The 23,206-nt window shown below is 64.8% G+C and carries 21 protein-coding genes; 9 read left to right on the plus strand and 12 right to left on the minus strand.

The window, feature by feature from the left end; all coding sequences use genetic code 11:
* Nucleotides 1-88 precede the first annotated feature (88 nt).
* Nucleotides 89-1,390 carry an ATP-binding protein gene (locus DLM46_RS01495; protein WP_115098933.1) on the minus strand — a complete coding sequence of 434 codons (1,302 nt, stop codon included), beginning with the start codon at nucleotides 1,388-1,390 and terminating at the stop codon, nucleotides 89-91.
* Nucleotides 1,391-1,394: 4 nt separating this feature from the next.
* The gene (locus tag DLM46_RS01500; protein WP_115098934.1) at nucleotides 1,395-2,057 is read right to left on the minus strand and encodes a response regulator; all 663 of its coding nucleotides are present in this window, start codon (nucleotides 2,055-2,057) and stop codon (nucleotides 1,395-1,397) included.
* Nucleotides 2,058-2,237: 180 nt separating this feature from the next.
* Here DLM46_RS01500 and dacB point away from each other — a divergent pair, with 180 nt between their 5' ends.
* From dacB to DLM46_RS01515, 3 genes are all read left to right on the plus strand, one after another.
* Nucleotides 2,238-3,887 carry a D-alanyl-D-alanine carboxypeptidase/D-alanyl-D-alanine endopeptidase gene (gene dacB / locus DLM46_RS01505; RefSeq protein ID WP_115098935.1) on the plus strand — a complete coding sequence of 550 codons (1,650 nt, stop codon included), beginning with the start codon at nucleotides 2,238-2,240 and terminating at the stop codon, nucleotides 3,885-3,887.
* Nucleotides 3,888-4,072: 185 nt separating this feature from the next.
* On the plus strand, nucleotides 4,073-5,011 hold the full coding sequence (locus DLM46_RS01510; RefSeq protein ID WP_115099258.1) for a sterol desaturase family protein: 939 nt from the start codon (nucleotides 4,073-4,075) through the stop codon (nucleotides 5,009-5,011).
* 95 nt (nucleotides 5,012-5,106) lie between these two features.
* Nucleotides 5,107-6,270 carry an SGNH/GDSL hydrolase family protein gene (locus DLM46_RS01515; RefSeq protein WP_115098936.1) on the plus strand — a complete coding sequence of 388 codons (1,164 nt, stop codon included), beginning with the start codon at nucleotides 5,107-5,109 and terminating at the stop codon, nucleotides 6,268-6,270.
* Between the two features lie 210 nt (nucleotides 6,271-6,480).
* On the opposite strand, the gene DLM46_RS01520 is transcribed toward DLM46_RS01515, so the two are convergent.
* From DLM46_RS01520 to DLM46_RS01560, 9 genes are all read right to left on the minus strand, one after another.
* A complete protein-coding gene (locus DLM46_RS01520) occupies nucleotides 6,481-7,515 on the minus strand; it encodes an L-threonylcarbamoyladenylate synthase (RefSeq protein ID WP_115098937.1) in 1,035 nt (344 codons plus the stop codon).
* 10 nt (nucleotides 7,516-7,525) lie between these two features.
* Nucleotides 7,526-8,722: a 5-(carboxyamino)imidazole ribonucleotide synthase gene (locus DLM46_RS01525; protein WP_115099259.1), complete on the minus strand. Its 1,197-nt coding sequence runs from the start codon at nucleotides 8,720-8,722 to the stop codon at nucleotides 7,526-7,528.
* A 107-nt stretch (nucleotides 8,723-8,829) separates the two neighbouring features.
* The gene (gene purE / locus DLM46_RS01530) at nucleotides 8,830-9,348 is read right to left on the minus strand and encodes a 5-(carboxyamino)imidazole ribonucleotide mutase (RefSeq protein ID WP_115098938.1); all 519 of its coding nucleotides are present in this window, start codon (nucleotides 9,346-9,348) and stop codon (nucleotides 8,830-8,832) included.
* Nucleotides 9,349-9,389: 41 nt separating this feature from the next.
* The gene (locus DLM46_RS01535) at nucleotides 9,390-10,280 is read right to left on the minus strand and encodes a phosphoribosylaminoimidazolesuccinocarboxamide synthase (protein ID WP_115098939.1); all 891 of its coding nucleotides are present in this window, start codon (nucleotides 10,278-10,280) and stop codon (nucleotides 9,390-9,392) included.
* Between the two features lie 132 nt (nucleotides 10,281-10,412).
* Complete coding sequence (gene fba / locus DLM46_RS01540) at nucleotides 10,413-11,477, minus strand: class II fructose-bisphosphate aldolase (protein WP_115098940.1); 1,065 nt, start codon at nucleotides 11,475-11,477, stop codon at nucleotides 10,413-10,415.
* Between the two features lie 340 nt (nucleotides 11,478-11,817).
* Nucleotides 11,818-13,254 carry a pyruvate kinase gene (gene pyk / locus DLM46_RS01545; RefSeq protein WP_115098941.1) on the minus strand — a complete coding sequence of 479 codons (1,437 nt, stop codon included), beginning with the start codon at nucleotides 13,252-13,254 and terminating at the stop codon, nucleotides 11,818-11,820.
* A gap of 418 nt (nucleotides 13,255-13,672) precedes the next feature.
* A complete protein-coding gene (locus DLM46_RS01550) occupies nucleotides 13,673-14,866 on the minus strand; it encodes a phosphoglycerate kinase (RefSeq protein ID WP_115098942.1) in 1,194 nt (397 codons plus the stop codon).
* Between the two features lie 275 nt (nucleotides 14,867-15,141).
* Nucleotides 15,142-15,465 (minus strand): AzlD domain-containing protein, encoded by a 324-nt coding sequence (locus DLM46_RS01555; protein ID WP_115098943.1) that lies wholly within the window; start codon nucleotides 15,463-15,465, stop codon nucleotides 15,142-15,144.
* Nucleotides 15,462-16,208, minus strand: coding sequence for an AzlC family ABC transporter permease (locus tag DLM46_RS01560; protein ID WP_115099260.1), 747 nt, complete (start codon nucleotides 16,206-16,208; stop codon nucleotides 15,462-15,464). The genes DLM46_RS01555 and DLM46_RS01560 overlap by 4 nt, the downstream gene beginning before the upstream one ends.
* Nucleotides 16,209-16,552: 344 nt before the next feature.
* On the opposite strand from DLM46_RS01560, the gene DLM46_RS01565 reads away from it, so the two are divergent.
* The 6 genes from DLM46_RS01565 to DLM46_RS01590 all read left to right on the plus strand — a co-directional run bounded on the left by DLM46_RS01565 (nucleotide 16,553) and on the right by DLM46_RS01590 (nucleotide 21,384).
* Complete coding sequence (locus DLM46_RS01565) at nucleotides 16,553-17,476, plus strand: branched-chain amino acid transaminase (protein WP_115098944.1); 924 nt, start codon at nucleotides 16,553-16,555, stop codon at nucleotides 17,474-17,476.
* A gap of 65 nt (nucleotides 17,477-17,541) precedes the next feature.
* On the plus strand, nucleotides 17,542-17,736 hold the full coding sequence (locus tag DLM46_RS01570; RefSeq protein WP_115098945.1) for a zinc-finger domain-containing protein: 195 nt from the start codon (nucleotides 17,542-17,544) through the stop codon (nucleotides 17,734-17,736).
* A gap of 263 nt (nucleotides 17,737-17,999) precedes the next feature.
* Nucleotides 18,000-19,025 carry a lipopolysaccharide heptosyltransferase II gene (gene waaF / locus DLM46_RS01575; protein ID WP_115098946.1) on the plus strand — a complete coding sequence of 342 codons (1,026 nt, stop codon included), beginning with the start codon at nucleotides 18,000-18,002 and terminating at the stop codon, nucleotides 19,023-19,025.
* A gap of 168 nt (nucleotides 19,026-19,193) precedes the next feature.
* Nucleotides 19,194-19,640: a nuclear transport factor 2 family protein gene (locus DLM46_RS01580; RefSeq protein WP_115098947.1), complete on the plus strand. Its 447-nt coding sequence runs from the start codon at nucleotides 19,194-19,196 to the stop codon at nucleotides 19,638-19,640.
* Nucleotides 19,641-19,679: 39 nt separating this feature from the next.
* Nucleotides 19,680-20,819 (plus strand): YheT family hydrolase, encoded by a 1,140-nt coding sequence (locus DLM46_RS01585; protein ID WP_244305782.1) that lies wholly within the window; start codon nucleotides 19,680-19,682, stop codon nucleotides 20,817-20,819.
* The gene (locus DLM46_RS01590; protein ID WP_115098949.1) at nucleotides 20,812-21,384 is read left to right on the plus strand and encodes a DUF2946 family protein; all 573 of its coding nucleotides are present in this window, start codon (nucleotides 20,812-20,814) and stop codon (nucleotides 21,382-21,384) included. The genes DLM46_RS01585 and DLM46_RS01590 overlap by 8 nt, the downstream gene beginning before the upstream one ends.
* Here DLM46_RS01590 and DLM46_RS01595 read toward each other — a convergent pair.
* The gene (locus DLM46_RS01595; protein ID WP_115098950.1) at nucleotides 21,381-23,090 is read right to left on the minus strand and encodes a M48 family metalloprotease; all 1,710 of its coding nucleotides are present in this window, start codon (nucleotides 23,088-23,090) and stop codon (nucleotides 21,381-21,383) included. The two genes, DLM46_RS01590 and DLM46_RS01595, sit on opposite strands and share 4 nt — an antisense overlap.
* Nucleotides 23,091-23,206: the final 116 nt, after the last annotated feature.

Below are 23,206 nucleotides of genomic sequence, written 5' to 3' on the forward strand. Positions count from 1 at the left end.
GTCTTAAGCAGCGGCAGATCGCTTGAGCCCAGATTTAAGCCGGTTTTAAGGCTGTTTCCCGCCGCTTTCCCTACAGGAAGCTGCACGTTCAGAAGCGAACGGTGACCTGCAATCCGCCCGCCCGCGATTCGTCGAGCGTCACCGCCGCGTGGTGTTGCGTGGCGATGCGGCGCACGATCGCGAGGCCGAGGCCGGTGCCCGCCACGTCGGTGCGCACGCGCTTCACGCCGGCGCCGGCGCGATAGAAGCGATCGAACACGCGCTCGCGTTCGGACGGCTCGATGCCCGGCCCGCTGTCGGCGATCCGCACCACCGGGTGCCCGTCTTCCACATGCAGGCTGACGTCGACGCGGCCGCTGCGCGGCGTGTACTTGGTCGCGTTGTCCACGAGGTTGTTGAACATCACACGCAGCGCGTCGGCGTCGCCGGTCACCATGGCCGCCTCGCTCGCCTCGATGCCGAGATCGACGCCACGATTGTGCGCAAGCGGCGCGTAAGCCGCAACGCAGTCGCGCAGCAGCGCGCGCAAATCGATCGCGTCGCTGACGGCCAGACCGTCCGGCTCCGAACGCGCGAGCGCCAGCAACTGTTCGGCAAGACGCGTCGCGCGCATGACACCGGCTTGCAGATCGGTGAGCGCTTCACTGCGCGCCGTGTCGTCTTTCGCGCGCGCCACCAGTTGCGATTGAATCTGCACGGCGGCGAGCGGCGTACGCAGTTCGTGCGCGGCATCGGCGACGAAAGCCTTCTGAATGTCGAGCGTGGTGGCGAGCCGCTCGAGCAGGCCGTTCAACGCGCGCACGAGCGGCTGTACTTCGAGCGGCAAGCCCTGATCGGGCAACGGATCCAACGCTTCAGGGCGACGCGCGTCGAGCGCGCTGGTCACGCGCCGCAGCGGCCGGAGCCCCCGCCCGACGATCATCCACACTGCGAGACCCATCAGCGGCAGCAACACGATCAGCGGCCACAGCGTGCGCAGCGCGACATTCGCCGCCAGCCGGTTGCGCACGGACACCGGCTGCGCCAGCTGCACGACGTTGTCGCCGACGATCGCGCCGTACACGCGCCAATCGCCACGGTCGGTATGCTCGGTCGAAAACCCGAGTTCGGCACGCGGCGCAAGCGGCGCACGCGGACGCGAGTAGTACATCAGCACGCCGTTGCGATTCCAGATTTGCAGCACGATGCCTTCGTCGCCGGTGTCGCGCGAACCGAGCACTTGCGAGAACGGTTCCGACGGCAGCGCCGCGGCGATCTGCTCCAGTTGGTAATCGAACAGTTCATTGGCTTCGGCGAGCGCCTGCCGGTAAATCAGCCAACCCGCAATGCCGACGCCGAGCAGCACCAGCGCCAACAGCCAGAACAACAATTGACGGCGAATCGAACGCATCGGCTCAGGCGTCCTTCGCGATCATGTAGCCGAGACCGCGCACGTTGCGGATCAGATCCGCACCGAGTTTCTTGCGCAGCGCGTGAATGTAGACCTCGACGGTATTGCTGCCGATTTCCTCACCCCAGCCGTACATCTTTTCTTCGAGCTGGCTCTTCGAGAGCACGGCGCCCGGCCGTGCGAGCAGCGCTTCGAGCAGCGCGAATTCACGGGCGGACAACGCGACCGGCGCGCCGTCGAGCGTGACCTGATGCGAGGCCGGATCGAGCGTCAGATTGCCGTGGCGGATCGTCGAATCGCTGCGGCCCGACTGGCGACGAATCAGCGCGCGCATGCGGGCGCCGAGTTCGTCGAGATCGAAAGGTTTGACGAGGTAATCGTCGGCGCCGGCGTCGAGGCCTTTGACGCGATCGGCGACCGCGTCGCGCGCGGTGACGATCAGCACCGGCAGCGCATGGCCGCGCGCGCGCAGTGTACGCAGCACGTCGAGACCGTCGCGTTTGGGCAGGCCGAGGTCGAGCAGCACCAGATCGTAAGGTTGGCTGGCCGCCGCGCTCAGCGCCGCCTCGCCGTCTTCCACCCAGTCGACCGCGAAGCCTTCGCCGCGCAGCGCTTTGCGCACGCCCTCGGCAATCATCCGGTCGTCTTCGACTAGCAAAATGCGCATGGCAGTCCGGCCCTGAAACGTTCATCGATGCCGCATTCTAGCGCCCGCCCCGGAGGTGCGCGTCGCACGACGCTTTTTCACCGCAGCCTCACGGCATGTCACTACAATGGGCGCTTTGCGTCGCGCGGCTGAATGAATGCCCGTCTTCTACGCCCTGAAATCCTGCTTTTTCGCCCGTCCATGACGCACGCTTTCCTGTCTTTTCTCGCACGCCATGTGGCGCCGCGCGCGCTCCGTTGTTCCACTGCCGGTCCCACGCCACGCCGGTTCGCGCTGCGCACGGCGGCGCTGCTGCTCGCCTGCGCCGCGCTCGCCTGCGGCACGGCGCTGCCACTGTCCGCTCAGGCCCGCGTCAAGGCGAAGCATCCGGGCGTCAACGTCAGCACGGTGCTGCCGCAATCCGTGATGGCCGGCTTGCAGCGCGCTCACGTGCCGTTGTCGTCGATCAGCGTGGTGGTCGAAAAGGTCGGCGAACACACGCCGATCGTCGCGCTGAACGCCGGCAAGCCGATGATGCCCGCCTCGACGATGAAACTCGTCACCACCTACTCCGGCCTGTCGATACTCGGCCCGGACTATCGCTGGCGCACCAGCGCCTACGCGGACGGCACGGTGGACGGCAACGGCGTGCTGCACGGCAATCTGTACATTCAGGGCACCGGGGATCCGAAGCTCGTGCCCGAAGAACTGATCGATCTGGTGCAGAAGATCCACAAGGCGGGTATCACCGGCCTCGACGGCGCGCTGGTGCTCGACAAACGCTACTTCGACGCCGCGACGCGCGACCTGCCGCCCTTCGACGACGACACCACCGCGCCGTACAACGTCGGCCCCGATCCGCTGCTGTATGCGTTCAAGTCGTTGTCGTTCACGCTGACGCCGTCGCCGGACGGCAGCGTCGCGATCGACGTGCTGCCCGCGCTCGCGCAGTTGCAGATCGACAATCAGATGCACGCAATCAATGGCCCCTGCCGCGGCGACGCGGCCTCCGTCTCGCCGAGCGTCACGCCACAGCCCAATGGCACGGTGGTGGCGTCGTTCACGGGCGACTACTCGGTGCGCTGCGCTCCGCGCACGATCAATGTTGCCGTACTCGATCACTCCGCGTTCTTCGCGGGCGGCTTCCTCGCGCTGTGGCAGCAGACCGGCGGCACCTTCAGCGGCGCGACCCGCGAAGGCCCGGTGCCCACCGGCGCGCGCCTGATCGCGACGCACCAGGGGCCGATGCTGTCCGACATCGTTCGCGACATCAACAAGTTCAGCAACAACACGATGGCGCGCAACCTGTACCTGACGATCGGCGCGATGGAAGAAACGCCGCCCGCCACGCCGGCCAAATCGGCGCGCGCGATCCAGGCATTTCTGCGCCGCGACGCGATCAACATGGAGTCCCTGACCCTCGACAACGGCTCGGGCCTCTCGCGCGACGAGCACGTCACCGCGCTCGCGCTCGCCGATTTGCTACAGCGGGCCAACGCGAGCCCGGTGGCTCAGGTATTCGTCGGGTCGCTGCCGATCGCGGGCGTCGACGGCACGATGCGCAACCGCTTGAACAACGAGGGCGCGGGCGGCAACGCGCACATCAAGACCGGCACGCTGCGCGATGTGCGGGCGATCGCGGGCTATGTCGCGTCGGCGGACGGCAACAGCTATGTCGTCGTCAGCCTGATCAACGACCCGCATTCGGAAGCAGCGCGCGCCGCGCACGACGCGTTGCTCGAATGGGTGTATCAGGGCCCGGCTCAGGGTTTCGCGCAACCGCTTGCACAGGCCGCTGACCCAGCGCGCAGCAAGCCCAGGAAAAACCCGCACAAGCGCGGGGCTCATTGAGGATTCCTTCTAGCGAAGCCGCACGCGGCAACGCGTCCGAGCGTGTACGCTGTCGGGCAGTGTTTGAGGGGGCGCGGAAAACGCAACGCGCAGTGCATGAGCCGCGCGGGCGTGGCCCAATCAAACGATAACGACAACGTCCGCAGCGGCAAGCGCAGCGGCCAGGGACCATGGAGGAAGACCCGATGCAATTCGATGCCGAATTGCTGCTGCTCGCCATGGCGCCAGTCTTTCTCGCATGCATCGGCTGGGAGGCGTGGCACCTGCGGCGCACGCGCCCCGGCGCACAGCTCTATAGCTGGCGCGACACGCTCTGCAACGCCGCGCTCGCACTGATGCAACAAGCCGCCGACAAGCTCGCGTGGCTCGCTATCATCCCCGTCTACGCGTTTTTCTACGACCGCTATCGTATCCACACGTGGCCGGCGAGCTGGGCCTCGTTCGCCGTGCTGTTCGTCGCTCAGGATCTGCTCTACTACGTGTTTCACCGTTGCAGCCACCGGGTGCGCTGGCTGTGGGCCGCACACGTCGTGCATCACTCGTCGGAGCGGATGAATTTTTCGACCGCGTTCCGCCAGAGCCTGATGTATCCGATCGCCGGCATGTGGCTGTTCTGGGTTCCGCTCGCCGTGCTCGGCTTTGCGCCGACGCAGATCGTCGCGATCGTGCTGATCAATCTCGGCTTCCAGTTCTTCGTGCACACACAGGCGATCGGCAAGCTCGGCTGGCTCGAATATGTGTTCAATACGCCGTCGATTCATCGCGTGCATCACGCGCGCAACGACCGTTATATCGACCGCAATTACGCGGGCGTGCTGGTCATCTGGGATCGCCTGTTCGGCAGCTACGTCGACGAAGATCCGCGCGATGCGCCGGTGTACGGCATCGTCAAGCCGCTTCATACGTACAACCCGCTGAGGGCGACGTTTCACGAATGGGCCGCGATGGCCGCCGATTTCTCGAGCGTGCGTGGCGGGCGCAATAAATTGCGTGCGCTGTTCGCGCCGCCCGCATGGGCCGCGGATTATCACGCGCGCCGCGCCGCCGGGTCAGCGGTGTCGGGCGAAGCATCCAGCATCAATGAAAACAATACGGCCGCGTTTGGAACATCGCGCCGGCCGTAGAAGATTCTGTGAGCTGGCGCCACGCCGCCGACGCGGCGGGCGCCGCCTGCAGCACATGGCATAAGGGCCAAAACATACGAGGAGATGTAGCCAACATGAAACAGACAGCGCTCACGAAACGTCATTTCACGCGCGTCACGCAAGTCGCCATGGCCAGTGCCGCGTTTGCCCTGCTCGCGGCTTGCGGCGGCGGCAGCGACAACAACTCCAGCAGCAGCAGCACGCCGGCAGGCGGCGTCAAATTGCAGGTCGTGTCGTTCGGCGACAGCTTGTCGGACGTCGGCACGTATGCGCCGGTGATCCTGCAGAACTTCGGCGGCGGCCGCTTCACGACCAATCCGGGCGAAGTGTGGACGCAGAAGGTTGCCGAATACTATGGCGACACGCTGACGGCGGCCGCGCTCGGCGGCTTCGGTCAGCCGCTCGTGAGCACGTCGGGCTTTGGCTACGCGCAGGGCGGCGCGCGTGTGGTGGATCCGAACGGCCCGGGTCACGCACCGGCTGGCCAGCCGAGTTACGCGCAGGCCACCACGGTGCCGATCGTCACGCAGGTGCAGAACTATCTGAGCGCGCACGGCAGCTTCAATTCGAATCAGCTGGTGCTGGTGAACGGCGGCGCGAACGACATCTTCACGCAACTCCCGGCGCTGGCGACCGCGATCACGACGGACATCGCCGGCGGCATGAACAGCCAGCTGGCGGTGCAAACGGAAACGCTCAAGACGCTTGGGCCGGTGGCGGTTGCGTTGGCTCAGCAGGTCGGCGTGATCTTGCAGAGCGGCGCGACCCATGTGGTGGTGTCGAATGTGCCGGATATCGGCTCGACGCCGTTGGCGCTGCGGGAGGTCAAGACTTTGGGCGCACAGGCACCGGCTTTGATCACGGGCATCACGCAGGTCTACAACGCCGCGTTTTTCGGTGCGTTGCAGCAGGCCGGCCTCTACAGCAAAGTCATTCCGATCGATGTGTTCACGTGGCAGGACAAGCTGATGGCCAATGCGTCGGCCAGCGGCTTTACCGTGACGAACACGGACACGGCTTGCAATCTGACCGCGATGGCGACGGCCGCGGCCAAGTTTGGCGAACCTGATCCGACGGCGTTTGCTTCTTCGTTGTTCTGCTCACCGCAAACTTTGACGGTCGCGGGTGCGGACCAGACTTATATGTTCGCGGATACCGTGCATCCGACTACGCATGTGCATGCGCTTTTTGCACAGTTTGTGCAGTCGCAGGTTGCTGCTAGCGGGCTTGGGAAATAGTCTGGTTTTTGCCGCTACACGGCGGCGAGGTTTTTGTTTCGCGGAACGCCCGGCTATCTGATTAGCTGGGCGTTTTTGCTTTTTTGCCCGCACAGGGGCGATGGACGGTCCGTCTGCGGCGTGCAACTCAAAGCGCCGCGAAGGCAAACAGAATCAATAAGAACCAACGCCGCAGGCAAGCAACCCGGCCAGGCGTTACGCGTAAAAACCTCAACTTTGCGCTTCAAAGGCGGCCGCCGCTCTCCCGAGCCGGTCATTGACGGCGATCCACTCAATCGTATCCGGCAGCTTCTCAATCAGAATCCGCGACACGTTCGCTCGATCCAGCGCGCGCAGCAAGCCATACAACTCGCGCGCATAAACATGCGGATCCTCAGGCGCGGCAATGAAATGCACGCCATCCGCAGCCATCCACCGCCCAGCGCGAGAAACCCGCGCCACCAACGCCACGCGTTCGCCGCTCTGCCGCGCAGCGAGCAAAGGCTCAAGTACATCGAACGGCAACAACGCCAACGGCGTGCGCGGCGCATAGTGCGCCTTCAACGTCCCGGATGCCCGCGGCGCGGTCGCATCCGACCCATCCGCGAAGCGCGGCACCTCGCCGAGCACATCGGCAATATCTTGCGGCGTCACATGCCCGGGCCTCAGCAGCGCCGGAAACCCCCGCGATAAATCCAGAATCGTCGACTCAATCCCGACATCCGACGCGCCACCGTCCAGCACATGAATCGCGTCGCCAAACTCGTCCCGCACATGCTGTGCCGTAGTCGGACTGACATGGCCAAAACGATTCGCCGACGGCGCAGCCACACCACCATGCCCGCCACGCAACGCGCTGAATGCCTCCAGCAAAGCTTGCGCAACCGGATGCGACGGACACCGCAACCCCACCGAATCCTGTCCGCCGCTCACCGCCGCCGGAATCCTCGCGGCACGCTTCAGAATCAAGGTCAGCGGCCCCGGCCAGAACGCGTCGATCAGGCGCTGCGCCTCGGCAGGCAAATGCTCGACCCAGTAATGCGGATCGCCCTGCGGCGCCAGATGCACGATCACCGGATGATTCGCCGGCCGCCCCTTCGCCGCGTAGATGCGCGCGACCGCGTCCGGACTTTCGGCGTCGCCGCCCAGGCCATAGACGGTCTCGGTCGGAAACGCGACCAGCTCGCCGGCATCCAGCAACGCTGCCGCGTGCTCGATCTGCGCAGCGCTCACAGCGCCCTCGGAGGGTTTGGTTTGATCCGGCATGGCGCTCGCGTCAGCTCGTGAGGATGTGCAGGAGCCGCGCGCAATCGCGAGCGGACGTGCGGGCTTCCTCGAGCGTCGCGGCGGTGAAGTTCACGTGACCCATCTTGCGGCCGCAACGCGCCTCCTCCTTGCCGTACAGATGCAATCGCGCTGCATGCATCGCCGCCACTTCGTGCCACGGCGGCGTGACCGCCGCGCGCTTCGGGCCGTCCGGGAACCAGACGTCACCCAGGATGTTCAGCATCACTGCCGGCGAGTGCTGACGCGTGTCGCCGAGCGGCATGCCGGTCATCGCGCGGACCTGCTGTTCGAACTGGCTGGTTGCGCACGCATCGACCGTGTAGTGGCCCGAATTGTGCGGACGCGGCGCCATTTCGTTGGCCACCAGTGAACCGTCTTCCAGAATGAAGAACTCGACGCACAACACGCCCACATAGCCGAGCTTGTCGGCGATTTGCAGCGCGGCTTGCTGCGCCTGGGCAACCAGCGTCGGGCTCGCATCCGGCGCGGGAACGATGGTATGCGACAGCACGCCGTCGCGATGCGTGTTCTGCGCGAGCGGATACACCACCGACGCGCCGCTCGACGCGCGCGCAATCAGCGCGGACACTTCGAATTTCAGCGGCAAGCGCTTTTCCAGCACGCATGGCACGCCCGCCAGCGACGCATGCGCCTCGCGCACTTCCTCGGCGTTGCGCACACGAATCTGGCCTTTTCCGTCGTAGCCGAGGCGCGCGGTTTTGAGAATGCCGGGCAGCACGGCTTCGAGCTTCGCATCGTCGAGCGCGGCAAGCGCGTCCGACGATTCGATCACCACGTGCGGCGCCACCGTCACACCCGACGACGCGATAAAGCGCTTCTCGGCGATCCGGTCCTGCGCCACCGCGACGCAGCGGCCAGCCGGGCTGACGAAGGTGGTCTTCGCGAGAAAGTCGAGGCTCGCAGCCGGTACGTTCTCGAATTCGGTCGACACCGCGGCGCAGAGCCGCGCTAGCTCGGTGAGCGACGCTTCGTCGTCGTAAGCCGCGCGCAGATGGCGGTCGGCGACGGCGCCCGCCGGACTGCCTTCGTCCGGGTCGAGCACGGCGACGCGATAGCCCATCGCCTGGGCGGCAAAGCAGAACATGCGGCCGAGCTGGCCGCCGCCGACCATGCCAAGCCATGCGCCGGGCAGAATCGGTGAAACCGGTGTGTTGTCTGGGTTCATCTTAGTGGTCGGTCGCGGCCGGGTGCGCATGCGTTCGTGCAATTCGAACACGCTCGCCCGGCCGGGGGTCGGACATGGGGACGTCTAAAAGCAATCAGCCTTTGCGCTTACAGCGCAGGCAGCACCATCGCGTGGGCCGCTTCGTTCTGGCGCACCCGGAACGCTGCCAGTTTCTCCGCATACTCGGCGCTCGTGCCGCTCAGGATCGACACCGCGAACAGCGCCGCATTCGCCGCGCCCGCTTCGCCGATCGCAAACGTCGCGACCGGCACGCCCTTGGGCATCTGCACGATCGAATGCAGCGAATCCACACCCTTCAGATACTTGCTCGCCACCGGCACGCCGAGCACCGGCACCGTGGTCTTGGCGGCCAGCATGCCAGGCAGATGCGCGGCGCCGCCCGCGCCCGCGATGATCGCGCGAATGCCGCGCTCGCGCGCGCTCTGCGCATATGCAAACATCTCGTCAGGCATCCGGTGCGCGGACACGACCTTCGCCTCGTACGGCACGCCGAACTCCTGCAGGATCGCCACGGCGTGCTTCATCACTTCCCAATCGGAACTGGACCCCATCAGCACGCCGACGACGGGCGTGCTATGCGTATGGGCAGTCTGCACTTCACTCATCTTAGGGCTTCCTTGTCTCTCGAACGGCGCGATAACCGGGATTAAGCGAGCTTCTGCCCGGTCAGGCGTTCGAGCGCTTCCTGATACTTCTCGCCCGTCTTCGTGACGACGTCGTCCGGCAGCTTCGGTGCGGGCGGTTCCTTCTTCCATGGCTGGGTTTCCAGCCAGTCGCGCACGAACTGCTTGTCGAACGACGGTGGGTTGGTACCGACCTGATACTGATCCGCCGGCCAGAAGCGCGACGAATCGGCGGTCAGCGCTTCGTCCATCAGATACAGCTTGCCGTGGTTGTCCAGACCGAATTCGAATTTCGTATCCGCGATGATGATGCCACGCGTGGCCGCGTAGTCAGCCGCTTCCTTGTACAGCTTGATCGAGATGTCGCGGATCGTGGCCGACAGTTCGGTGCCGATGCGGCGTTCCATCTCGTTGTAGGTGATGTTTTCGTCGTGATGGCCCATTTCGGCCTTGGCTGCCGGCGTGAAAATCGGCTCGGGCAGCTTTTGCGCATTTTGCAGCCCCGGCGGCAACTCCACGCCGCAAACCGCGCCAGTTGCCTGATAGTCTTTCCAGCCGCTGCCGGCCAGATAACCGCGCACCACCGCTTCGACAAGAATCGGCTCGAGGCGCTTCACCACCACGGCGCGGCCCTTCACCTGCTCGACTTCATCGGCCGCCACCACGGATTCGGGCGCCACACCCGTCAGGTGATTCGGCACGATGTGCTTGAGCTTGTCGAACCAGAAGTTGGCCATCTGGTTCAGCACGCGGCCCTTATTCGGAATCGGCTCGCCCATGATGACGTCGAACGCCGACAGACGGTCGGTCGTGACGATCAGCAACTGGTCGTTGCCCACCGCATAGTTGTCGCGGACTTTACCGCGGCCGAGCAGCGGCAGCGAGCGGAGCGTGGATTCGTAAAGGGTAGACATCGTCGTGGTTCGCTAAAAGTGAGGCAAAAAGTGTGACCGGAACAAAAGGGAAACGCCGTTCCCCGGATGATGCGGGAACGGCGATCTAACGACAACCTGGCCGAACGGCCAGGCGCAGAGCTTATTTATAGCTTAGCGGACGACTTGCGCGAGTTCGCCTGACTTGTACTTCTCCGCGATTTTATCAAGCGAAACCGGCTTGATCTTGCCGGCCTGGCCTTCGCAACCGAATTGCGTGTAGCGCTCGATACAGATCTTCATCGCGGCTTCACGCGCCGGCTTCAGGTAATCGCGCGGATCGAACTTGCCCGGATTCGTCGCCATGTAGCGGCGGATCGCACCGGTGATCGCCAGACGCAGGTCGGTGTCGATGTTGACCTTGCGCACGCCGTTCTTGATGCCTTCCTGGATTTCCTCGACCGGCACGCCATAGGTTTCCTTCATGTCGCCGCCGAATTCGCGGATTTCCGCGAGCAGTTCCTGCGGCACCGACGACGAGCCGTGCATCACCAGATGGGTGTTCGGAATGCGCTGGTGAATTTCCTTGATGCGCTGGATCGACAGAATGTCGCCCGTCGGCTTCTTGCTGAATTTGTACGCGCCGTGGGAGGTGCCGATGGCGATCGCCAGAGCGTCGCACTGGGTCAGCTTGACGAAGTCCGCAGCCTGTTCCGGATCGGTCAGCAGTTGCTCGCGGGTCATCGTGCCTTCCGCGCCGTGGCCGTCTTCCTTGTCGCCCTTCATGGTTTCCAGCGAACCGAGCACGCCCAGTTCCGCTTCCACCGTGATGCCGATCGAATGCGCCGCTTCAACCACCTTGCGCGACACCTCGACGTTGTATTCGTACGAAGCGACCGTCTTGCCGTCGGCTTCGAGCGAACCGTCCATCATCACGCTGGTGAAGCCGCTGCGGATCGCCGCCATACAGACTGCTGGCGACTGGCCGTGGTCCTGGTGCATCACGACCGGAATGTGCGGATACGACTCGACCGCTGCTTCGATCAGGTGGCGCAGGAACGGCTCGCCCGCGTACTTACGCGCGCCGGCCGAAGCTTGCATGATGACCGGAGCGTTGACCTTGTCGGCCGCCGCCATGATCGCCTGCACCTGCTCCAGGTTGTTCACGTTGAATGCCGGCAGGCCGTAGCCGTTTTCGGCAGCATGGTCCAGCAGTTGACGCATTGATACGAGAGGCATGCTGTAACTCCTTAGATTGAAACGAATTCTGTGCCGTCGGCATCTTTTGGGCGATTTTATCGCGAAGCAAACCACCTACCCGTTCGCACCTTCCCCCAAGGCACCCGGCGTGCATTCGCCGCACCCGCGCCCGGAGTCTGTGCGCCGCCTCTCGCAGGCGATGCAGCCTGCTTCGCTCGATCAAGCCCGTACCGATCGTGCAGTCTCCTGTGTCGGCGGGAGTTAGCGCTTTAGCGCTTACTCCCGCCCCACACACCGTGGGTCGGCGGGAGTTAGTGTGTCGACCAGAGTTGGCGCTTTAGCGCCTACTCCGATCCCATGCAAGAAGGTTGCTGCCTGATCAATACGGTTCACCGACCCGTACGATTTTCAGCGTGTTCGTGCCGCCGGCCTGCCCCATCGGCTCGCCGACGGTCAGCACCACCATGTCGCCGCGCGACGCGTAACCCTTGCCCACCACGGTTTCCAGCGCCTGTTGCAAGGCGGTGTCGCGGTCGGTATTGGTGTCCAGATGCAGCGAGGTCACGTTGCGATACAGCGCCATCGCCCGTTCGCTGCCGACCCGCGGCGTGAGCGCGAAAATCGGCACGTGGGTCGAGTGGCGCGACATCCACAACGCGGTCGAGCCCGACTCGGTCAGCGCAACGATCGCCTTCGCACCGAGATGGTAAGCGGTGAACAGCGCACCCATCGCGATCGACTGGTCGATCCGGGTGAACGTGCGGTTCAGGAAATCCTTATCCAGTTCCGACTGCTCCGACTTTTCGGCCTCGACGCAAATGGCCGCCATCGTTTCGATGGTCTGCACCGGGTACTTGCCCGCCGCCGATTCCGCCGACAGCATCACCGCGTCCGTGCCGTCGAGCACGGCGTTGGCGACGTCCGACACTTCGGCACGGGTCGGCACCGGCGCGTAAATCATCGACTCCATCATCTGGGTCGCCGTAATCACGAACTTGTTCGACTCGCGCGCCATCCGGATCATGCGCTTTTGCAGCGCCGGGACTGCGGCATTGCCCACTTCCACGGCCAGATCGCCGCGCGCGACCATGATGCCGTCCGATGCATCGAGAATGCCTTGCAGCGCCGGAATCGCTTCCGCGCGCTCGATCTTCGCGATCATCTTCGGCTTCATGCCGTATGGCGCGCCCGCGATATTCGCGAGTTGGCGCGCCATTTCCATGTCAGTCGCGTTCTTCGGGAACGATACCGCGACAAAATCCGCGCCGATCGACATCGCGGTGCGGATGTCTTCCATGTCTTTCGCGGTCAGCGCCGGCGCCGTCAAGCCGCCGCCCTGGCGGTTGATGCCCTTGTTGTTCGACAGCTCGCCGCCGATCTTCACCGTCGTGTGAATCTCGCTGCCGAGCACGCGAACTACGTTCAGCACGATCAGGCCGTCGTTGAGCAGCAGTACGTCGCCCGGTTTCAGGTCGCGCGGAAGGTCCTTGTAGTCGAGGCCGACGCGATCGTCGTTGCCGAGTTCGCAGTCGGCGTCGAGGATGAACGGGTTGCCCGCGAGCAGCGTGGTCTTGCCGTTTTCGAATTTGCCGACCCGGATCTTCGGGCCTTGCAGGTCAGCCATGATGGCAACTTCGCGGCCCGCCTGACGGGCCGCGTCGCGCACGAATTCGGCGCGCTGGCGGTGATCGTCGGCCGTGCCGTGCGAGAAATTGAGCCGCACCACGTCGAGCCCCGCCTGAATCATTTGCAGCAGGATTTCCGGCGTATTGGAAGCCGGGCCGATGGTGGCGACAATCTTGGTGGCGCGATGCATGAGTCTCCTCGTCTGGATAGGATCGCTGGAAAGAGCGCTGCGAGTCGGATGCGGAGGCTGCGCACCGGAAGATGCTGCCAGGGGCTGCGCGCCGGTTGAACCCAGCGTCGCTTTATGGGGTGAAGCGGTGTTCGATACCAGCACAGGAGGCGCCGGTTGGAGTGCGAGCGCGGCCTCGCTGTCCGGGAGTTCTGCCTGCGATCGAGAGGCTTGTCCATCGGACAATTCCGCAGCTCCGCCGGCAGTGGTCAACTCGCCGAGCGCGAAGGGCGACCCGGATTTTTCTTGCTCGATACCAACCGCGGCGATGGTGGCGGAGCGCGCTGCGCGCTCCCCTGCCGTCGCTGCCGCGGTGGTGCGCGGCGACTTGCCGCCGCGCGCCTTTGCAGACTTTGCCGTGGGGGAACGTGTCGCCACGTTAAGCCCGCGATTCCAGAACTTCGACCGCCGGCAGCTTCTTGCCCTCGAGGAATTCGAGGAAGGCGCCGCCGCCCGTCGAGATGTAGCTGACCTTGTCGTGGATGCCGTACTTGGCGATCGCCGCGAGCGTGTCGCCGCCGCCGGCAATCGAGAACGCCGACGACCGGGCGATCGCGTCAGCCAGCGTCTTCGTGCCGTTGCCGAACTGGTCGAACTCGAACACGCCGACCGGGCCGTTCCACACGATCGTGCCGGCTTTTTCCAGTTGTGCGGCGAGCAGCCTGGCCGTTTCCGGTCCGATGTCGAGGATCATGTCGTCGTCTTGAACGTCGGCGACGGCCTTGATTTCGGCCTTGGCGGTCGGCGAAAACTCCTTGGCCGTGACCACGTCGGTCGGAATCGGCACCGAGGCGCCGCGCGCTTTCGCTGCGTCGATGATGGCCTTGGCTTCGTTCACCAGATCCGCTTCGGCGAGCGACTTGCCGATCTTCAGGCCCGCGGCCAGCATGAACGTATTGGCAATGCCGCCGCCGACGATCAGCTGATCGACCTTCTCGGCCAGCGACTTCAGGATGGTCAGCTTGGTCGACACCTTCGAGCCGGCGACGATCGCCACCAGCGGGCGCTTCGGCGCGCCCAACGCCTTGCCGAGCGCTTCGAGCTCAGCGGCCAGCAGCGGGCCGGCGCACGCGACGGGCGCGTATTTCGCGATGCCGTGGGTGGTGGCCTCGGCGCGGTGCGCGGTGCCGAATGCGTCGTTCACGTAGACGTCGCAGAGCTTCGCCATTTTTTGCGCGAGCTCGTCGGAATCCTTCTTTTCGCCCTTGTTGACGCGGCAGTTTTCCAGCAGCACGGCCTGGCCCGGCACCACGTTCACACCGTTTTCCACCCAGTTCGCGACCAGCGGCACGTCGCGGCCGAGCAGCTCGGCGAGGCGCCTCGCGACCGGGGCGAGCGAGTCTTCCGGCTTGAAATCGCCTTCGGTCGGACGGCCCAGATGCGAGGTGACCATGACGGCGGCGCCTGCGTCCAGCGCGGCCTTGATAGCCGGCACGGAGGCACGGATACGGGTGTCTTCGGTAATGTTGCCTTGGTCGTCCTGCGGCACGTTCAGATCGGCGCGGATGAACACGCGTTTGCCGGATAGCTTGCCTTCGGCGATCAGATCGGAGAGACGCAATACCTTGTTCATGGGCGTGTATGTGCGAGTTGATGAGAAGGCGGTGACGGACGGCGCACTGACGCACAGCGCAAAACAGAACTCCAGCGCTTCGGCACAGCAGCGGCTCCGCTGAATCGGGCGCCGGCGGCTTGCGCCGCGGCTCTCGCGCTGTACACCGGCGCGGTTATCCCGGAAAAGGGCATTTTAACTGATCCCCGTTGCCTTCTGACCCGCCGCTCGGCGAATGTCCCGTATTTGAAAGATGCCGCGCCCATGCCGCAACGCAGCATTTCAAGCCTGCTCAATTACATGACGAGCCGCATGAGCGTGAATACGATCATCCCGACGACGATCGTACCTAGCATGGTGCGGCGCCACAAAAACCACCCGAGACCGGCCAGCGTCGCGTAAAACTCGTGATTCGACGGCGCGAAAGACAGGCCCTCGGGGGTGCTCAGCACGTCGGGGAGCACGACAGCGGCGAGCGCCGCGGCCGGCGCGTAGCGCAGCATTCTTTGCACGCGCTCCGGCAACACGGTTCGCTCGCCGCCGATTAGAAACATCGCGCGTGTCACCGCGGTGACGAAGGTCATGCCGAAAATGTCCAGCCAGATCTGAGTGGACGTCATGGGGAATCTCCGGCGCTGTTGCGGATGCGGCGCAAGTCGGCGCGCTCGGCCATCAGATCGGTCGCACTGCCCGCGATGATCGCCGCGATCACCGCCAGCGGCAGCGCGAGCCGGTACGGCAGGTCGAAGGCCAGCAGCGACACGATGCCGGCGATGCTGACCGCGACCAGCGTCGAGCGCGTCGCGATCGCCGACACCATGATCGGCAGCAGCGCCAGCGTGCCCGCCAGCGCAAGACCCCAGTTGTCCGGAATCAGGCTCGCCAGCAGAATGCCGGCGATCGACGACACCTGCCACGACAGCCAGCTGCAGATCGCCATGCCCCAGTAATAGGCCTCTTTGCCCGGCACGTAACCGGTCGGGAAGCTTTTCTTCTGGAACAGCAGGTAGATCACATCGCCGTTGAAATAGCCGAGCACGATGCGCCGCCACATCGGCAAATAGGAAAAATGCGGCGCGAGACCGACGCTGAAGATCACGAAGCGCGTATTGACCATCGCGGCCGTGAGCAGCACGGTCCACACCGGCAGCTTGGCCGCCAGCAGCGGCAGCACCGCCAGCTGCGACGAGCCGGCGTAGCACAGCAGCGACATGGCGAGCGCCTGCGGCAGTGTGAGCACGGACTTGCTCATCGCAATGCCGGTCACGAGGCCCCAGGAAAAAATCGCCATCAGCGTGGGCGAATAGTCGCGCGCGCCCTGACGGAAGGCACGGCGATCGAGGTTTGACAGGCGAGCGAGCATGAGGCGAAACGCGTTGGCGCCAAACGCGCCGCAACGAAGGGAAGTCGGCGCCAGGTCATCGAGCACCCGCTGGCGCATTCGGAGTTGAATTATGCGTGCGCCGAATTATAGCGCCCGCGATGCGCCCAAATGCCCGTTCCGTGTGCAAAAGACGCTAAAATACCGGTCTTCGCACCACCTCACAAGAAAACGCCGGGCCGCCCCCCGGGTTTTCCGCCCCGCAGGAAGTCCCCCGCCCCGAAGGAAGGAAGTCTCCTGGGGGAATTGAGGGATTGCCCCTCGGGGAGCCTGACGCGCAGCGACAGGATTGGGGGCACTCACAACCGCACCTGCTGGAGAATCGTATGTCAATGGCCGACCGCGACGGCAAGATCTGGATGGATGGCAAGCTCATCGACTGGCGCGATGCCAAGATCCATGTGCTCACCCACACGCTGCACTACGGCATGGGCGTTTTTGAAGGCGTGCGCGCCTACAAGACGGCCGACGGCGGCACCGCGATTTTCCGCCTGAAGGAACACACCAAGCGTCTGCTGAACTCGGCGAAGATCTTCCAGATGGACGTGCCGTTCGACCACGAAACGCTCGCCGCGGCGCAGGTCGAGGTGGTCCGCGCAAACAAGCTGGAATCCTGCTACCTGCGCCCGATCATCTGGGTCGGCTCGGAAAAGCTCGGCGTGTCGGCCAAGGGCAACACGATTCACGTGGCGATCGCCGCCTGGCCGTGGGGTGCTTACCTCGGCGAAGACGGCCTGAAGAAGGGCATTCGCGTGAAGACCTCGTCGTTCACGCGCCATCACGTGAACGTGTCGATGGTCCGCGCCAAGGCGTCGGGCTGGTACGTGAACTCGATCCTCGCCAACCAGGAAGCCACCGCCGACGGCTACGACGAAGCGCTGCTGCTCGACGTGGACGGCTACGTGTCGGAAGGCTCGGGCGAGAACTTCTTCCTCGTGAACAACGGCAAGCTGTACACGCCGGATCTGTCGTCGTGCCTCGACGGCATCACGCGCGACACGGTCATCACGCTGGCGAAAGACGCCGGCATCGAAGTGATCGAAAAACGCATCACGCGCGACGAGGTCTACACCTGCGACGAGGCGTTCTTCACCGGCACCGCCGCCGAAGTCACGCCGATCCGCGAACTCGACAACCGCACGATCGGTTCGGGCGCGCGCGGCCCGATCACCGAGAAGCTGCAAGCGGGCTTCTTCGATATCGTGAACGGCAAGAGCGAGAAGTACGCGCACTGGCTGAGCAAGATCTAACGCGTGCTGCCCCGGCCTTTTCAACGGCGCAACGCACGCACCCTGCATACAACGAGAAAGTCCCCATGAGCGAAATCAAGGAAATGCCGCTGGTCGAACTGTCGGCAAAAGACCTACCGGCGTATTGCCCGAATCCGTCGATGCCGCGCTGGAGCGCCCACCCGCGTGTCTTTATCGACGTGACGCACGGTGAAGCGCGTTGTCCGTACTGCGGTACACGCTACAAGCTGCGCGACGGCGAAGTGGTCAGAGGTCATTGAACACTGAACGCTGAGCGCTTGCGGTCCTGCTTGCGGTCCTGTCGGCTTCGCCCGCTGCCCGGCTGGTCGTTTGACCTGCCGTCGTTGCCCTGGCAGCAGGCGATTGCGCGGGCGCCTCGCAGCAACGCCGCAGCCACAGCCGCGGCGGGTCCGGCCGTGCCGGGTCCGCGCCACGCGCCTCGCGGCTGACTCCCTTTCACAAACCTGAACGCCACGCGCATGGCGCGCGCGGCGCTTCGTTTCGACACCGGACACTCACTCTGATGCGTCGCGCGTTGGTTATCGCACCGAACTGGATCGGTGACGCATTGATGGCGCAGCCGCTGTTCGCGCGCCTCGTGAAATTGCATCCGCGCATCGTGATCGACGCGGTCGCCCCTTCGTGGGTCGCGCCTGTGCTCGAACGGATGCCTGAAATCCGTGACGTCTACGCAACCGATCTCGCGCACGGCAAGCTGCAGATGCTGCGCCGCTGGCAACTGTCGAGCGACTTGCGCGATGTCGGCTACGACGCGGCCTACGTACTGCCGAACTCGCTGAAGTCGGCGCTGATTCCATGGATGGCGGGCATTGCGCTGCGCATCGGCTATACGGGCGAAAGCCGCTACGGCCTGCTGAACGTGCGTCACGCGAATCCGCGCAAGGACGAGCGCCCGCCGATGGTCGGCCACTACGCCGCCCTCGCCTACGCGCCCGGCGCCAAGGTCCCCGACGATCTGCCCATGCCGCGGCTCGACGCCGACCTGAACGAGGCGTCGCGCGTGTCGGCGCGCTTCAATCTGGACACGCGCGTGCCGCTGCTGGTGTTCTGTCCCGGCGCCGAGTACGGTCCGGCCAAGCGCTGGCCGCCCGAGCATTTCGCGGCGCTCGCGCAGATGGTCGGCCAGTCGTTCCCCTACACGCAGATCGTCGCGCTCGGTTCGCCGAAAGACGCGCCGCTTGCGCAGGCGATCGCGGAGAAAGCGCCGAACGTGCGCAACCTGTGCGGCCAGACCGCGCTGGGCGAGGCTTGCGCGCTGATCTCGCGGGCCAACGCGGTCGTCACCAACGATTCCGGCCTGATGCACGTGGCCGCCGCGCTGCGTCGGCCGCTCGTGGCCGTGTACGGCTCGACCGATCCGCGCCACACGCCGCCCTTGTCGGAGCTTGCGAAGGTACAATGGCTCCATCTCGAATGCAGTCCCTGTTTTGAGCGCGAGTGTCCGCTCGGCCATCTGAACTGCCTGAAACAGTTGGGCGCGGAACAGGTATTCGGCGATTTGCGCGGCATGTTGCTCGCGCAACGTTGAACCGACTGACACTTGCACGCAACACCGCACGCATCTGAGCGCGTCGCGTCATGTTCGCGCCTTGCGGCCCGGGCATTCTCGCGCTTGGGTGCGATTGTCCGGCGCCCCGGACTGTCCCGCTGACTGCTGCCCCGCAACCGCGCGCCGCGCACAAGAGACTGACGAGCCATGCCACGTTTTGCCCATATCTTCGAAGCCGCCGCCGATACCCTGAACGCCTACTATCAGGCCGTCGCCGAGGTCAATATCGACAGCTTGATGGGCTTGTGGATCGATGAGGAGTTCGTCAGCTGCATCTGCGCCGACGGCTCGCATCTGCACGGCCTCGACAGCATTCGAGCCGGCTTGCAGATCCAGCTGGAAGCCGCGCCGGTTTCGATCGAACCGCTTGATATCCGCGTGTACGACAGCCTCGGCACCGTCGTCTATGCGATTGCCGAAGCGCACCGGCCGGCCAATCCGGCCGCCTCGCCAACCATGGTGTTCACCACTTACGTGATGGTCCACGAACGCGGCGAATGGCGCATCGCGCATATTCATGCGAGCCCGATGCCGAACGAAACCGCCAGCCAGTTCGCCACGAAGATGCGGCACGGCCAAGGGTCGTTGCACTGACGCTCTGTCGATGCTTCACGTTTTTGTTCCGGCGCCGGTATGAGCACGCCCCACAGGAAGTCCCCCGCCCCGCAGGAAGTCCGCTTGGGGGATTGGGGGACGACGCACGACAACTCCACTTCTTCCGGCACGACGCACGCCGCGGCTGCCGTCGAGGCAACGGTCGATCTGCTTTACCGTGCGCCGCTCTGGCTGCCGAACCGGCATGTGCAGACCATCGTTCCAGCGCTGTTCGCGCGCCGTCCGGCGGTCACATTCCGGCGCGAGCGCTGGGACACACCAGACGGCGATTTCATCGATCTCGATTGGGTGGTGCATGACGGGCGCTCCATTGGCCCATCGGGCGCCGCCGCTTCTCCACAGGTTCCCGCCGACGAGGCCCCGCTGTTCGTGCTGTTTCATGGGCTCGAAGGCAGTTCTGCATCGCACTATGCGATGTCGCTGATGGCCGGTGCGCGCGAGTGTGGCTGGCATGGCGTGGTGCCGCACTTTCGCAGTTGCAGCGGAGCGTTGAATCTGCTGCCGCGTTTTTATCATCTCGCCGACAGCAACGAAGTGGACTGGGTGCTGCGGCGGCTGCGTGCCGCGCATCGCGGGCCGATCGTGGCCGCGGGCGTGTCGCTCGGCGGCAATGTGCTGCTGCGCTGGCTCGGCGAGCGGCGCGAGGACGCTGCGCCGGTACTCTCGGCCGCTGCCGCAATTTCGGCGCCGATCGACGTGCATGCCGGCGGACGCGCGCTGTCGCAGGGATTCGGCATGGTCTATACGCGCAGTTTCCTGAAGACGCTCAAGCAGAAAGCCGAACAGAAGCTCGTCCAGTTTCCGGATCTGTTCGACCGTGACGCGATGCGCTCCAGCCGCACGATGTATGAGTTCGACAACGTGGTGACAGCCCCGCTGCACGGCTTTCGCGATACCGACGACTACTGGAGCCGCGCGACCACGCGGCCCTTGCTGCCGCACATCGCTGTACCGACACTGGTACTGAACGCGCGCAACGACCCGTTCCTGCCGTGCGAGGCGTTACCCTCGCGGCGTGACGTGTCGGCGGCCGTGGAACTCGATCAACCCAGGCACGGCGGTCACGCCGGTTTTATGACCGGACCGTTCCCGGGCCGCATCGACTGGTTGTCGCGGCGCGTGTTCGGCTACCTGGAGCGGTACGTCGATCATGGATGACATCGTCAGGCAGGCCTTGGCCAAATGGCCGGATGTGCCGAGTTGCACGGGCTGGCTATTGCTCGACCGGCGCGGCAACTGGCGCATGAGGGATGAGGCTGCGCAGGCTGGCGGCGCTGCCGGCACGCCGATCCGGCACACGGCGCTGCTGGCGTTCATCAACCGGAATTACGAGGCGGATGAAAGCGGGCAGTGGTTCTTTCAGAACGGGCCGCAGCGGGTTTATGTCGAATTGGCTTATACGCCGTGGGTGGTGAGGTTGTCCGCCGATGCTGGCGGAGCGCTTTCCTTGACTGATCAGGCTGGCGGTGTCTTCGAGCCTTCGGCAGTGTATGTCGACGATGAAGGCGGAGTTCTGTTTGTCGATCGCTCGGCGCCGCCAAGAGTGGCTGTTTTGCATGATCACGATCTCGAAGTTTTTTCTGATCATGCACAGTTGGCTGACGACGGTGTCAGTGGAGCGTTTTTCTGGCGAGACGGGGTTGCTTTGCCGCTGCAGGCTGTGCGGCGGGCGGATGTTGCCGGGCGGTTCGGATTTGTTGTCAGCCCGGCAACGAGGGCTTAACTCTTCTCGTCAAGCCGCTCCTCCCGGTAGCGGCTCTCCATTTCATGTAACCTCGCATCGACGGTGGCGAGATCATAGTATCCGATGGTCTTCATATCCCGCGCCTCCTTCAGTTGCCGGATGGCAGAAAGCCAGGCCCCCTCGAGAGCGAACTTTTCAGCCAACGCGCGATGCTGCGCGAGCGCATCCCCCTTCCCGGCACTCGCCTGCGCGAGATACAACCACCACGCCGGCTGCTTCGGATCAGCTCGCGTTTCCTTCAACGCCAACGCCTGCGCATCGGCAAACCGCCGCATCGTCAGCAAAGTCTGGATATGCATGTCGATCGCCGCATTCGACTGCGGCCAGCGGTTGTGCGCAAGCTCGGCGAGACGAGTGGCCTCGTCATCACGGCCGGCGCGGCGCGCAATATCGGCAGCCAGCACATCCAGACTCGGCGAACTGCGCGCCGCCTCGCCTTCACTGCGCTCACCAGCGACAAATGCCGCACGCGAAGTCGCCAGCGACGCCGCCGCGTCCTCATAACGCTCGAGCAGCATCTGCCCATACGCCATGCCGTACCAGTTCGCGGCAACATTCAGCGCCGTACGGTCCTCGATCTCGGAGCGCAGCCGCGAAACCTCATCGGCGTATTCACTGCGCGAGCGATCCTGCAGCAAGCGTGCCCTCGCCCGCACGAAACCATATTCGGACGCCTGGTGCGGTTGCCGGTACGGCGCGCGACGGGCGCGATCCGCCATGTCGGCCATCCGCTCACCCGTCAGAGGATGCGTGCGCGCGTATGCCGGCACGCCCGTGTCGCTCATCGAGGCACGATCGAGCCGGCCGAAGAACGTCGTCATCGCGTACGGGTCGTAGCCAGCGCCGGTCAGCAACAGAAAACCGACGCGATCCGCCTCATGCTCGGCGGAACGCGAAAAGCGCAACTGATTGTCGACCGCATACGCCTCGCCGCCGACCGCAATCGCACTGCCAAGGTCGCCGCTATGCGCGAGGACACCCGCCAGCACGCCGAACAACACGCCGGCGAGCGCCGCATAACCGCTGTGCTCGCCGGTCGTGATCATCCGCGAAATGTGCCGCTGCAAGACGTGCCCCATCTCGTGCCCGAGCACGGCCGCGAGTTCCGACTCGGTCTGCGTCGTCACGATCAACCCGGTGTTTATGCCGATGAAGCCACCCGGCAACGAGAACGCGTTGATTTGCGCGTCGCGACCCGCGAATACCTCGAAGTCCGGCCGATAGCCGCCGATGTATTGCGCGCTCGCCGCCGCGGCAAGTTTCGCGGCGACCGAGTTCAGGTAGTCGCGCACCAGCCAGTCATCGAGATAGTCAGGGTCGCGGCGCAACGTGCGCATCACGCGCTCGCCGAGCTTGCGCTCGGCTTGCGGCGTCAGCGAACCGGCGCCGCCATTGCCGAGATCGGGCAGTTGCTGCGCGACGATCGGCGCGCGCCAGCCGCTGTTCGCGCCGGCGTTACCCGAGAGGCGGCTCTGCGCGCCGCCGTAGACGCCGAACACGCCCCGCGCGATCGCCGGCGGCACGACGGGTTCGGCATAAGCATTCAGCGGGCCGATTTCCATCGGCGGTTCTTCAGTCTGCGTGTTGGGGCTGACGGCCGAGGCGCTGCGGGATTGCGCGAACGCGCCCGGCTGCGCGACGAGCGCGACGCACAGCAACGCAGCAAGAAACCGTTTCGGACGCATCGCGAGGTTGGTAGAACGGAGTCGAAAGGCGGCGCTCGCCAATCGGACTAAGATAGCGGGCATACGGCAATTGTAGTCAGTCGTCGCGCTGCTATGATAGGCGCCCTCTGAAGGAG

Origin of the sequence: Paraburkholderia lacunae, assembly GCF_003353175.1 — a bacterium.
GTDB lineage: Bacteria > Pseudomonadota > Gammaproteobacteria > Burkholderiales > Burkholderiaceae > Paraburkholderia > Paraburkholderia lacunae.